The 12,131-nt window shown below is 71.7% G+C and carries 12 protein-coding genes; 6 read left to right on the forward strand and 6 right to left on the reverse strand.

The features are described from left to right. Positions 1-131 precede the first annotated feature (131 nt). Both AB0L95_RS22125 and AB0L95_RS22130 read right to left on the reverse strand, forming a co-directional pair. On the reverse strand, positions 132-785 hold the full coding sequence (locus AB0L95_RS22125; RefSeq protein WP_365163719.1) for a CBS domain-containing protein: 654 nt from the start codon (positions 783-785) through the stop codon (positions 132-134). 10 nt (positions 786-795) lie between these two features. Beyond that, entirely contained in the window at positions 796-1,251 is a 456-nt protein-coding gene (locus AB0L95_RS22130; RefSeq protein WP_365163720.1) for a cyclic nucleotide-binding domain-containing protein, read from the reverse strand. Between the two features lie 587 nt (positions 1,252-1,838). Here AB0L95_RS22130 and AB0L95_RS22135 point away from each other — a divergent pair. From AB0L95_RS22135 to AB0L95_RS22145, 3 genes are all read left to right on the forward strand, one after another. Continuing rightward, entirely contained in the window at positions 1,839-2,714 is an 876-nt protein-coding gene (locus AB0L95_RS22135) for a universal stress protein (protein ID WP_365163723.1), read from the forward strand. A gap of 26 nt (positions 2,715-2,740) precedes the next feature. Continuing rightward, positions 2,741-5,110 (forward strand): glycosyl hydrolase family 65 protein, encoded by a 2,370-nt coding sequence (locus AB0L95_RS22140; RefSeq protein ID WP_365163724.1) that lies wholly within the window; start codon positions 2,741-2,743, stop codon positions 5,108-5,110. A 67-nt stretch (positions 5,111-5,177) separates the two neighbouring features. Beyond that, entirely contained in the window at positions 5,178-5,720 is a 543-nt protein-coding gene (locus AB0L95_RS22145) for a hypothetical protein (RefSeq protein WP_365163725.1), read from the forward strand. 87 nt (positions 5,721-5,807) lie between these two features. On the opposite strand, the gene AB0L95_RS22150 is transcribed toward AB0L95_RS22145, so the two are convergent. From AB0L95_RS22150 to AB0L95_RS22160, 3 genes are all read right to left on the reverse strand, one after another. Continuing rightward, positions 5,808-6,428, reverse strand: a complete 621-nt coding sequence (locus tag AB0L95_RS22150; RefSeq protein WP_365163727.1) for an L-threonylcarbamoyladenylate synthase — start codon at positions 6,426-6,428, stop codon at positions 5,808-5,810. A 106-nt stretch (positions 6,429-6,534) separates the two neighbouring features. Beyond that, entirely contained in the window at positions 6,535-7,938 is a 1,404-nt protein-coding gene (gene sthA, locus AB0L95_RS22155; RefSeq protein ID WP_365163729.1) for a Si-specific NAD(P)(+) transhydrogenase, read from the reverse strand. Between the two features lie 60 nt (positions 7,939-7,998). Then, positions 7,999-8,748: a TioE family transcriptional regulator gene (locus AB0L95_RS22160; RefSeq protein WP_365163730.1), complete on the reverse strand. Its 750-nt coding sequence runs from the start codon at positions 8,746-8,748 to the stop codon at positions 7,999-8,001. A gap of 58 nt (positions 8,749-8,806) precedes the next feature. On the opposite strand from AB0L95_RS22160, the gene AB0L95_RS22165 reads away from it, so the two are divergent. Then, on the forward strand, positions 8,807-10,036 hold the full coding sequence (locus AB0L95_RS22165; protein ID WP_365163731.1) for an erythromycin esterase family protein: 1,230 nt from the start codon (positions 8,807-8,809) through the stop codon (positions 10,034-10,036). Between the two features lie 195 nt (positions 10,037-10,231). Here AB0L95_RS22165 and AB0L95_RS22170 read toward each other — a convergent pair whose 3' ends face one another. Next, positions 10,232-10,741, reverse strand: coding sequence for a pep a2 (locus AB0L95_RS22170; protein WP_365163733.1), 510 nt, complete (start codon positions 10,739-10,741; stop codon positions 10,232-10,234). 323 nt (positions 10,742-11,064) lie between these two features. Here AB0L95_RS22170 and AB0L95_RS22175 point away from each other — a divergent pair, with 323 nt between their 5' ends. Further along, positions 11,065-11,409, forward strand: a complete 345-nt coding sequence (locus tag AB0L95_RS22175; RefSeq protein WP_365163734.1) for a DUF5133 domain-containing protein — start codon at positions 11,065-11,067, stop codon at positions 11,407-11,409. Positions 11,410-11,490: 81 nt separating this feature from the next. Then, on the forward strand, positions 11,491-12,131 hold a 641-nt coding region (locus AB0L95_RS22180; protein ID WP_365163735.1), incomplete at its 3' end, for a maltotransferase domain-containing protein.

The raw sequence follows: 12,131 nt of genomic DNA on the forward strand, positions 1-12,131 counted from the left end.
CTCGCCGCGTTGTCGGGGGCATCCGCGTACGCCCAGTACGCGGACGACCCTCCGCCTTGCGATGCACCGCACCAGACGCCGCGGGCCCCGCCCTTCGGGGCGGGCGACGCTACTTTCGAAACACGCCCTAGTCACTCCCGGTCGGTTCCGGACAGATGGCTGTCCACGTCGACCACACCCTCGACCGCATGGGCCAGGCGCAGCGCCACCGGGATCACGGTGGTGTCCGGGACCTTCCCGGTGAGGGTGACGACGCCCTCGGTCACCATGATGTGGACGGGCTCGACCGGGGCCGGGAACAGGATGTCGACGATGTCGCGCCGCACCTCGTCGGCGATGTCGTTGTCCGGTCGCAGGAACACCTTGAGAAGGTCCGCCCGGCTGACCACGCCTTCGAGCATCCCCTCGTCATTGACGACGGGAAGCCGCTTGACCCGGCGCCGGGCCATGATCCGGGCGGCCTGGGCGAGACTGCTCCCGGGATGGACCGTGATCGCCGGCGAGGACATCAGCTCGCCCGCCGTCATCGCCTCCGCCCCGGCCGCCTCGGGCAGCCGGCACGCCTCGGCGTATCGGTCCGGGTCGCTCTCCCGTACCGCCTCCTTGGGCAGCAGATCGGCCTCGGAGACGACACCGACGACACGGCCCTCGCCCTCCAGCACGGGCAGGGCGCTGACCTTCCACCGGTCCATGAGGCCGATGATGTCCTTGACGGGGGCGTCACGGCCGACGGCGACGACGGCGCGGGTCATCACGTCCTCCACCCGGTGCGGGCTGCCCGTCACGGTGTCCTCCTCAACGCTCCCCGCTGCCGTAGGGGGCGTACAGATCGAGCAGCCGGGTACGGGCCGCGTGCAGCCGGTGCGCGAGGACGCGGCCCACCCAGACGGCGATGGCACGGCCGAACTCGGGGTCCGCGTCGCACATCGCCCGCACGGTCACCGCGTCGAACTCGTAGGCCCGCACCGGAGTCATGGCCTCGGCGCCCAGCTGCCACACATGCGGGGTGAAGTGCCAGGACCAGCCGACCAGTTCGCCATGGCCGAGCGACTCGATGACCGGGGCCCGGCGGCCGGGCACATGAAGATCCAGCGCCACCGTGCCGGTCCTGACGATCCAGAACCGGTCGGCGTGCCGGCCCTCCTCGAACAGACGGGTTCCCTCCGGGAAGGAGACGTGGCGGGCGATCTGCATCAGCCGTTCGCGGTGCTCGACCGGGAGGGCGGCGGTCATGGTGGTGGCAGAGGTCATCGCTCCCTGTCCTTTCGTTACGGTCGCCGGGGGCCGGTCAGCGAGTCCTTCGCGTGGCGCAGCGGCTTCCTCCCGCGCTCTGCGGCAGACCGTGTCATTTCTGTGTTCAGCGTGGCCGCGCACGGCGAACCGCGCCACGGGCCGCCCGGTCCCGGCAGGGGGTCGTTCGGCCCCGTCCCGGGACCGGACGACTCACGAGGACGCCTCCCGGGCGGTCCGGACGGGGGCGTGTGGTCCTCGCGGGGCGCGCGTCCACGCTCGTCGCCCGGGCCGCCCACGGCCGTCCGGGCCGCCCGGCGGCTCCACCGGTCCGCCATGACGAGGCGGGAAGGACCCCATCCGCTTCTCGCGGATCCTGATTGCGCGGTGCGCGGAAGCAAGCCGCTGCTCCGCGTCTTTCCCGGGCCCTTCCCGTCCCCTTCAGGACACCACGCGAGCGGCGGAACCGCCAGGTCTGAGGGGCAGGGCCGTGCGTCCCCGAAGAAGTCCGCACGGGCCCTGATGCCGAACCGGTCCATGGTGCGATGGTGAAAGGAGACGCTTGGCGCTGCGCGCCAACCGCAGCCCGGCGGAAGGCGGTGGAAAGGATGGAACTGCCCCTGGTCGTGGGCGTCGACGGATCGGAGCCCAGTCTCGCCGCGGTCGACTGGGCCGTGGACGAGGCGGCCCGGCACGGGCTGCCGCTGCGGCTGGTGTACGCCTCCTTGTGGGAACGCTACGAAGGCGGGGCACCGTCGGGCGATCCCGAGTACCGGTCCGAGGAAGCGCGGCTCGGCGACGTCGTCGAGTCGGCGGCCGAGCGCGCCCGTCGACGCGATCCCGCGGTGCGGGTCTGCACGGACGTCCTGCCCGAGGACGCGGTGTCCGCGCTGCTGCACGAGGGCCAGAGCGCCGCCGCCCTCGTCACCGGATCCCGTGGCCGCGGCGAACTGAAGGGGCTGCTCCTCGGCTCGGTCAGCCTGTCCGTGGCCGCACGAGCGTACTGTCCCGTGATCGTCGTCCGCGGCGACCGGGCCGGACTCGCCGGTACGCACGAGCGGATCCTGCTCGGGGCCGGGGACCCCGACTCGACGGCCGAGGCGGTGCGGTTCGCCTTCCGTGAGGCCGAGGCACGCGACTGCGTTCTCGACGTCGTACGGGCCTGGCGCCGGCCGACGCACGAGACCATCGACCACTCCGCCCCCGCCGGGATACCGGTACGCCTGCACGAGCAGCGCGCGTCCCTGCTGCTCGACGTGCTGCTGCGCGGCCCGGCGGCCGAGCGCCCCGGCGTCCGCGTGCGGCCCGCCACGGCGGAGGGGCCGGCCCGCACGGTGCTGCTGAAGCGCTCGGCGGCAGCCGACCTCGTGATCATCGGCGCGCGGCGCAGGAAGGGCCACCTCGGCCTCCAGCTCGGCCGCGTCGGCCATACCCTGCTGCACCACGCGGACTGCCCGGTCGCGATCGTGCCGCAGCACGAGTGAGCCCACCGCTTGGGAGGAGTGCCGCAGTGACGGGCTGGACCTGGCAGTACGAGGGCTACGAACCCCGGGACGAGCGGCTGAGGGAGTCCCTGTGCACGCTGGGCAACGGCTGCTTCGCCACCCGTGGGGCGCTCCCCGAGTGCTCCGCGGACCAGGTGCACTACCCGGGCACCTATGCGGCGGGCTGCTACAACCGGCTCACCACGCGCTGGGCGGGGCACCGGGTCGAGAACGAGGACATGGTCAACCTGCCCAACTGGCTGCCACTGCGCTTCCGCCTCGCCGGACAGCGGTGGCTCACCCCGGACACGGGGACCGTGCTCGACCACCGTCAGATCCTGCACCTGTCGGACGGACTGCTGGAGCGCCGCACCCGCTACGCGCTCGGCGGGCGCCGCACGCTGTCGGTCCGCCAGCAGCGCCTGGTGCACATGGCCGACCCCCATCTCGCGGCCCTGCGCACCGAGTTCACGGTCGAGGGCGGCGCCGTCGCACTGGAGGTCGAGGCCGCGCTCGACGGCGGCGTCACCAACGCGGGCGTGGCGCGCTACCGCGACCTGGACGGCCGCCATCTCACCCACGTCCACACCGGGACCCACGCCCCGGACACGGTCTGGCTGCGCTGCCGCACCCGTACCTCCGACATCCGGATCGGCCTGGCGGCCCGGCTGACCGCGAGCGTCCCCGCCACCACCCACCACACCTTCCCCCGCGCCGTCCAGCGCGTACTGCTCGACCTGGTGCCCGGCCGGACCGTGACCGTGGACAAGACGGCGGCCCTGCACACCTCCCGCGACCCCGCGATCACCGACCCGCTGGGCACCGCGATCGACCGGGTGAGCGCGGCCCCTGGCTTCGACGCCCTGCTCGAAGGGCACTGCACCGCCTGGCGGCAGCTCTGGCGCCGGGCCGCGCTCCACGTTCCCGGGGAGGCGGGCCATGTGCTGCGGCTGCACCTCTTCCACGTCCTGCAGACGCTCTCGCCGCACACCGCCGACCTCGATGTGGGCGTGCCCGCCCGGGGCCTGCACGGCGAGGCGTACCGCGGGCACGTCTTCTGGGACGAGCTGTTCGTCCTGCCGTATCTCAACCTGCACTTCCCCGAGGTGTCCCGGGCCCTGCTGCACTACCGCCACCGGCGGCTCGACCGCGCCCGCTCGGCGGCGCGCGCGAGCGGCCGGCGCGGGGCCCAGTACCCGTGGCAGAGCGGCAGCGACGGGCGCGAGGAGACCCAGGAACTGCACCTCAACCCGCTCTCCGGCCGTTGGCTGCCCGACCACAGCCGGCTCCAGCGGCATGTCGGATCGGCGGTCGCGTACAACGTGTGGCAGTACTGCGAGGCCAGCGGCGACGCCGAGTTCCTGCACACCAAGGGTGCCGAGATGCTGCTGGAGATCGCCCGCTACTGGGCGGACTCGGCCACGCACGACGAACGCCTCGGCCGGTACCGCATCCGCGGTGTGGTCGGCCCCGACGAGTACCACGACGCCTACCCCGGCGCCCGCGAGCCCGGCCTCGACGACAACGCGTACAGCAATGTCACCGCCGCCTGGGTGCTGGAACGCGCCCTGGAGGTGCTGCGTGTCCTGCCCGAACCCCGGCGGCGCGAGCTGGTCGAGCGCACCGGCCTGGACCGCGGCGAACTCGACCGCTGGGAGGAGGTCTCCCGCACCCTCCATCTGCCGTTCCACGACGGTGTCATCAGCCAGTTCGACGGCTACGGCGAACTCGCCGAACTCGACTGGGACGGCTACCGCAAGCGCTACGGAGACATCCGGCGCCTCGACCGGATCCTGGAGACGGAGGGCGACACCGTCAACCGCTACCGCGCGTCCAAGCAGGCCGACGTACTGATGCTCGGCTATCTCTTCTCACCGTCCGAACTCCGGCGCCTCTTCGGCCGTCTGGGCCACCGGCTGGACGAGGACCTCTGGCGTCGCACGGTCGACTACTACCTCTCCCGGACCAGCCACGGTTCGACGCTCAGCGGCCTGGTCCACGGATGGGTGCTGGCCCGGGCCCGGCGCGCCGGCGCGTGGGCCTTCTGCCAGGAGGCGCTGCGGGGCGACATCGCCGATCTCCAGGGCGGGACCACGGGCGAGGGCATCCACCTGGGCGCCATGGCGGGCACCCTCGACCTCGTCCAGCGCGGACTGACCGGCATGGAGACCCGCGGCGGCGCGCTCCTGCTCGACCCCGCGCCGCTGCCGGAGCTGTCGTCGTACGAGTTCGCCGTGCGCTACCGCGGGCACTGGGGCGTACGGCTGCGGCTGGAGCGGGGCCGGCTGGAGATCACCGTGCCCCCGTCCGACCGCGACCCCATCGCCGTCCGCCTGCCGCACCACGAGGTGCGCGTGGAGCCGGGGGAGACCTGCGAACTGCTGCTTCCGGACTGACGGACGCCCGCCCCGGATGTGATGCGCACCATTTTCACCCATTCGCCCGATGGGTAAGGTGACGCTGATGTCAGCCGACCTGTCCCCCGTCATAGCCGCCACCACACAGTGGCTGCTGCGCTCCTACCCGGGCACCGGCGGAGCCCTGGACGCCGCCCTGGCCGAGGCCCAGGCGTCCCAGGCCGTGATGGTCGCCGCCTGGCTGCGCTATCCCACCGTCACCGACGCCGGCCTCGTCGCCCTCGTCGGACCGGGCGGCTCCGCCCGCCTGGACTGGCTCACCGGCTCCGATGCGGCGGCCGCCGACGAGACCGACGCGGGCTGGCGCACCTGGGTGGACGAAGTGGTCGCCAGCTGGGCGGCCGCGTTGCTGACCGCCCCGTCCCTGGCCCGGGACGCGGTCGCCGCGCTGGCCACCACTGACCACACGGCGGGCCTGGCGTTCGACTTCCGCAGGCTCACCGATCCCGGTGAGCGGGACCGCCGCGCGGCTGCGCTGCTGCGCCACCCGGACCTGCTGGACGCGCTCGCCGGACTGCACCGCGACTCTCTCGTACGCCTGCTGCACGGCGAACCCGTGGACGAGGCTGCCCGCTCGGGCGCCGGCTGACCGGCTGACGTCCGAGGTCCGCCGGCGCACCAGGACCGGCGAGCAGCCCCGGTCGACCAGGTCGCCGGGACGCTCTGCGCCGGTCCGTCACTCGAAGCGCGAAGTGTCGCCCGCCCCCTTGCGCACGATCTCCGGCTCGCCGCTGGAGAAGTCGATGACCGTCGTCGGCTCGGTACCGCAGTCGCCGGAGTCGACCACGGCATCCACCATGTGGTCGAGTCGCTCCTTGATCTCCCAGCCCTGTGTCATCGGCTCCTCCTCGCCCGGCAGCAGCAGGGTGCTGGACAGGATCGGCTCCCCGAGCTCGGCCAGCAGCGCCTGTGCCACCACATGGTCGGGGATCCGGACGCCGACCGTCTTCTTCTTGGGATGCAGCAGCTTGCGCGGCACCTCGCGGGTCGCGGGGAGGATGAAGGTGTAGCTGCCCGGCGTCGACGCCTTGATCGCACGGAACACGTCCTTGTCGACGTGCACGAACTGACCCAGCTGTGCGAAGTCCTGGCACACGAGCGTGAAGTGATGTCGGTCGTCGAGATGGCGGATGGCGCGAATGCGGTCGATGCCGTCGCGGCTGCCCAGTCGGCACCCCAGCGCGAAGCAGGAGTCCGTGGGATAGACCACGAGCGCACCCTCGCGGATGCTGTCGGCGACCTGACCGATCGTGCGCGGCTGGGGGTTGTCTGGGTGAACGTCGTAGTACCTGGCCACCCGCCGAGTCTCGATCACACAGGGCCGTGCTGTCCATGCGGGCCGCCCGTCGGCCGCCGCACAGGTCATCCGCACGGCCCAACGGGCCCGATGCGCCCCGGGGCCGTCAGTCCTTGAGCCGGGCGATCTGCCGGATCTTGTTGGTCGCGTCGAGCGCGGCGACCTTGTACGACTCCGCGAGCGTCGGATAGTTGAAGACCGCGTTGACCAGGTAGTCGACGGTGCCGCCGCACCCCATGACCGACTGGCCGATATGGATCAGCTCGGTGGCCCCCGTGCCGAAGCAGTGCACTCCGAGCAGGGTGCGGTCCTCCGGGGAGACCAGCAGCTTCAGCATGCCGTGGGCATCGCCGATGATCTGCCCGCGGGCCAGCTCCCGGTAGCGGGAGATGCCGACCTCGAACGGCACGCAGTCCTCGGTGAGCTGATCCTCCGTCCGCCCGATGAAGCTGATCTCCGGGATGGTGTAGATGCCGATCGGCTGCAGGGCGGTCATCTCCTCCACGGGTTCGCCGCAGGCGTGGTACGCCGCCATACGGCCCTGTTCCATCGAGGTCGCGGCGAGCGCCGGGAAGCCGATCACGTCACCGACGGCGTAGATGTGCCCCACCTCGGTGCGGTAGTGCGCGTCGACCTTGATCCGGCCGCGCGCGTCGGCGGTCAGGCCCGCCTGGCCGAGGTCGAGTTCGTCGGTGAGGCCCTGGCGTCCGGCCGAGTACATCACGGCGTCGGCGGGGATCTTCTTGCCGCTCTCCAGGACGGTGAGGGTGCCCTTTGGGTGCCGCTCGACCGCCGCGACGGTCTCCCCGAAGCGGAAGGTGACGGCCAGGTCCCGCAGATGGTACTTCAGCGACTCGATCACCTCGACGTCGCAGAAGTCGAGCATCGCGTGCCGCTTCTCGACCACCGTGACCTTGCTGCCCAGGGCGGCGAACATGGAGGCGTACTCCATGCCGATCACACCCGCGCCCACGATGACCATCGACCGGGGCACCCGCTCCAGGTCCAGGACGTTGTCCGAGTCCATGATCGACCGGCCGTCGAACTCGACGCTCGCGGGCCGGGCGGGCCGGGTGCCGGTGGCGATGATGATGTGCTCGGCGCTCAACCGCCGTTCCTCGCCGGACACTTCGCGTATCGCGACGGTGTGGGGGTCCGTGAACCGCCCCGTCCCGGTGAAGAGGGAGACGCGGTTGCGGGAGAGCTGGCTGCGGATGACATCGACCTCGCGGCCGACCACGTGCCGGGTGCGCGCGGTCAGGTCGCCGACGGTGATCTCCTCCTTGAGCCGGTAGCTCTGCCCGTACAGATCCCGCTGGGTGAGACCGGTGAGATAGAGGACGGCCTCGCGCAGGGTCTTGGAGGGGATGGTGCCGGTGTGGATGGAGACCCCGCCGACCATGTCGGGGTGGTCGACGACGGCGACCCGGCGGCCGAGCTTGGCCGCGGCGATGGCGGCCTTCTGGCCGCCCGGTCCGGATCCGATGACGAGTATGTCGAAGTCGGGCACGTGCGGAGTCTGACAGCACCGACCCCTTGGCCGAAAGAGCGGAGTTGACGGCAAGTCGTCTCATCCGCGCTCGCGGAGGTACGCCTCCAGCTCCGCGGCTCCGGTCAGCATCGCCCGCCCGCGAGCGGACAGCCGGCCGTGCCAGTCGCACAGTGCGGCCTCCAGCGGCTTCAGCCCGCCGGCCGCCCGCACCTGGGCGATCAGCGGGGCGATCTGCTCCAGCAGGTAGCCGCCCCGCCTGAGCTGGTGGGTCAGTCGGGCGTCCCGTACGTCGGCCTCGTCGTAGACGCGGTACCCGGTCCGCGGGTCGCGGTGCGGGCGTACCAGCCCGGCGCTCTCCCACTTGCGCAGTGTCGCGGGCCGGATTCCGAGCTTCCCTGCCAGCGGCCCGATGAACGTGGCGCCGGACTCGGGCGCCGTGACCGGCTCGGACCCCACACCGGGCTCGGGCGCCGCGGTCGGCTCCAGGTCGCGGAGGGCGCTCTCCACGGCCTGGAGGGTGTGCCGGTCGTCGAGGAGTTGGGCGTGGCTCTCGTCGATGAGGCGGAACGCCTCATCGACCGCGCCCTGGTTCACGGCCCGCATGATCGACGTCGCCGTTCGGTGGCCGTGGCCGGGCACCAGGGCGAGAAACGCGCGCAGGGCCCCCACGTGCAGCGGGGTGTAGGCGCGGTAGCCGTGGGGAGTGCGCCCGGCGGCCGGAAGGATGCCGGCCTCCTCGTAGTTCCTGACCGCCTGCGTGGACAGACCGTGCCCACGCGCCAGATCAACCGGCCTGAGGCGCACACCCCTTTGAAGGTTTTGGCCCATAAGGCCGATGATAGCGCGGAAAAGTTTCAACCGAAGGTTCAACGATACGGTTGAAGGCATGGCTACTGACATCAAGGACGCCGTCCATGTCGTCGAGGCTGCCGCGGTCATGAGGCTGCTCCCGGCCAGGCCCCGGTTGCTCGCCCTGGGCGAGCCGACCCACGGCGAGGACACTCTGCTCGACCTGCGCAACGAGCTCTTCCGGCAGCTCGTCGAGCAGCAGGGCTACCGGACGATCGCGATCGAGAGCGACTGCATGACGGGCCTGGTCGTGGACGACTACGTCACCTCGGGCACGGGCTCTCTCGACGAGGTCATGGAGCATGGATTCAGCCACGGCTGGGGCACCTTCGCGGCCAACCGCGAGCTCGTGCGCTGGATGCGCGCCTACAACGACAGCCGGCCCGCGTCCGAGCGGCTCCGCTTCGCCGGATTCGACGGCCCGCTGGAGATCACCGGCGCCGCGAGCCCCCGGCAGGCCCTCACCGCACTCCACGGCTATCTCTCCGCCCAGGTGGACGCGGATCTGCTCCCCTGTACCGCGGAAACGCTCGACCGCCTGCTCGGCGCCGACGGCCGGTGGACCGATCCCGCCGCGATGACGGACCCGACCCGGTCCGTGGGGCAGTCGGCCGAGGCCGGTCAACTGCGGCTGCTCGCCGACGATCTGGTGGCGCTGCTGGACGAGCAGACGCCGCATCTGATCACGGCGACCCCGCGGGACGACTGGGACCGGGCGCGCCTGTACGGACGTACGGCGACCGGCCTGCTGCGCTACCACCACTGGATGGCCGACACCTCACCCGCCCGGATGAGCCGGCTGGTGAGCGTGCGGGATTCGATGATGGCCGCCAACCTGCTCGCCATCGCCGAGCGGGCCCCGGCGCTGGCGCACGCCCACAACGGGCATCTCCAGCGGGCCAGGAGCACGATGCGGATGGGCGGGATGCCGCTGGAGTGGTGGAGCGCCGGTGCGCTGGTGAGCAGCCGACTGGGCGAGGGGTACGCCTTCGTGGCCACGGCCCTCGGCACGATCCGGCACCAGGGAGTGGACACGCCGCCGCCGGACACCGTCGAAGGACTCCTGTACGCGCTCCCGGAGGACCGCTGCGTCATCGACGCCGCGCGGCTGGCCACCGCCCTCGGTGACGCGCGGCCCGCGGCCCGCGTATCCCCCTGGTTCGGCTACGCCCCGCTCGACCCCGCCCATCTGACGGACACCGACGGCATCGTGTTCGTCAAGGACGTCCCGCAGAGCCGGCACCACCAGGGTGACCGTGAGAATTGACGGGGGCGTCGATGAGTCCGTGCGGAGCCTGACAGCACCCACCCCTCGCCCGATGGAACGGAGTTGACGGCACTTCGCCCCTAACGCCCCGGGAAGTTCCCTTTCGGGGAGGGCAGTTGGCCGAGGGACGGGAAGCGCCCGTAGCTGCGGCCGTGCGTGCCCAGCCCTTGGGCACGCACGGCCCGCCGTGCGCCGCTAGACGCCGATGAGGGCCGGCTCTTCCCGGTCCCGTGCCGCGGCCACCGCCGGGAGCGGCAGGGCGCGCGGGAGGGGGCGGGTCTCGCGCAGGCTCGGCGAGGGTGACACCGGGACGAGGGGGGCCCGGTCGCCCGCCCGGGCCCGCTGCGAGAACCAGACGATCTTGCCGCCGGCGGCGGTGGCGCAGTAGCCCCAGCCGTTGCTCAGCGCCGCGATCTGCGTCAGACAGCCGCTCGGCGCGTAGTGCGGCCGGATGTCCCGTTCGGTGTCCTGGACCGCGGTGATCAGGTGCTGACCGTTCCACCACATCTCGATCGTGGTGTTCTTGTCCGTCGCGTGCCGGTCGATCGTGCGCAGTAGAGCGTCGGTGCACTGGCATACGGGCTCTACGAGTGTATCGAGGTCCCAGTGCCGGAGATGGGCGGCCAGGATCCGCCGGACCTGCCCGATGCGTTCCGGGCTGAGTTCCACGTCGAGGTGGTAGTAGCAGGGTGCTGCGGTCTTCATTGTCGTTGGCTCCTCACCGGCGAAGCTCTCGCTTCCCTTCCGGCCCAGGGGACCGACCCCGATCACGAAGCGTGAGCACTCATCGCTTCTGAGTCAGTCCCAGAGTGAGAGCGCTACTCCATTCGTGCAACACGAAGCCCGCCCGCCACGGTAGTTCACATTTGAACAGGACGCTTTGTGTTGCACCGTGCACCATGGGTGAAGGACTCGATCGCCGTAACGGATCACCCCCGCTCCGTGCCCGGCTTTCGTGCACCCTCCGGACGGCGCACCCGTGGACCCTCCGGATCCGTGCTCAGTGCTGAGTGGGAGGTGACCGTGCCATGCTGCAGCCGGCCAGAGCCGAGGTCGCCCGCCATCTCGAGCAGTACCGGGCCTGGGAGCGACTGATGCTCGCGTCGCCCGACAACAGAGCCGTCCGCGGCAGCTTCGAGAACACCGGCTACACGCTGTGCGTGCTGATGGGGAAGCGCTGTGCCCGTGAGGCCGTCGACGCCGCCGAGCTGTACCTGAACCCCCGTCAACCCCGTCCAGGGGGCGTTCCGTACGACCCGCACGATCCGTACGGCCCGCGCGAAACCCGCGAGCGGCGCGACCCGCGAGAACGTCGCGACCCTCGTGAGCGGACCGCAGCCAGGACCTGTCCCGCACGGTCGGCGAACGCGTAGCGCACGTCAGGCGGAGCTGGAAGTGAACCCCACAGAGCCGGCGCTCACCGAGGCTCGAGAACGGCGGAGGAGGCGAAGTCCATGGAACCGCAGGCCACGCACCGGGACGCGAACACCCCTGCCATCGGCGGCGTGCGGTCCGTGACCGGGCGCATCCCGATCGTGGACGTGCGGCCCGCCGTCGATGGCGGGAGGCATCCGGCCAAGGCGGTGGAGGGAGAGACCTTCCAGGTCACCGCAACGGTCTTCGGTGAGGGACACGGCGCGATCGGTGCCAACGTGGTGCTCAGGGACCCCGAGGGCCGTCCCGGTCCCTGGACACCGATGCGGGAACTGGAGCCCGGGTCGGATCGCTGGGGCGCGGACGTGACCCCGACGTCGATGGGCAACTGGACGTACACCGTGGAGGCATGGGCCGATCCGGTGACCACCTGGCGGCGGCACGCGCGGATCAAGGTGCCCTACCGCATCGACGTCGCCCTGGTCCTGGAGGAGGGCGCCGACCTGTACGAGCGGGCCGCCGCCGAAGTGCCGGACGGACCGCGGCGGGAGACGGTACGGGCCGCCGCCCGCGCCCTGCGCGACGAGTCCCGGCCCCCGGTCGCCCGGCTCGCCGCCGCCCTGTCTCCCGAGGTGGTTGGGGTGTTGGGGCGGTTTCCGTTGCGGGAGTCGGTGACGTGTTCGGATGCGTTGCCGTTGCTGGTGGAGCGGGAGCGGGCGTT

The sequence above is a fragment of the Streptomyces sp. NPDC052036 genome, assembly GCF_040680495.1.
Taxonomy (GTDB): domain Bacteria; phylum Actinomycetota; class Actinomycetes; order Streptomycetales; family Streptomycetaceae; genus Streptomyces.

Bases quoted from the DNA above. Each gene is read 5' to 3' on its own strand.
- AB0L95_RS22175 (WP_365163734.1), top strand. From the start codon at position 11,065: ATGCTGCAGCCGGCCAGAGCCGAGGTCGCCCGCCATCTCGAGCAGTAC.
- AB0L95_RS22135 (WP_365163723.1), top strand. From the start codon at position 1,839: ATGGAACTGCCCCTGGTCGTGGGCGTCGACGGATCGGAGCCCAGTCTC.
- AB0L95_RS22130 (WP_365163720.1), bottom strand. From the start codon at position 1,251: ATGACCTCTGCCACCACCATGACCGCCGCCCTCCCGGTCGAGCACCGC.
- AB0L95_RS22160 (WP_365163730.1), bottom strand. From the start codon at position 8,748: ATGGGCCAAAACCTTCAAAGGGGTGTGCGCCTCAGGCCGGTTGATCTG.
- AB0L95_RS22170 (WP_365163733.1), bottom strand. From the start codon at position 10,741: ATGAAGACCGCAGCACCCTGCTACTACCACCTCGACGTGGAACTCAGC.
- AB0L95_RS22165 (WP_365163731.1), top strand. From the start codon at position 8,807: ATGGCTACTGACATCAAGGACGCCGTCCATGTCGTCGAGGCTGCCGCG.
- AB0L95_RS22145 (WP_365163725.1), top strand. From the start codon at position 5,178: ATGTCAGCCGACCTGTCCCCCGTCATAGCCGCCACCACACAGTGGCTG.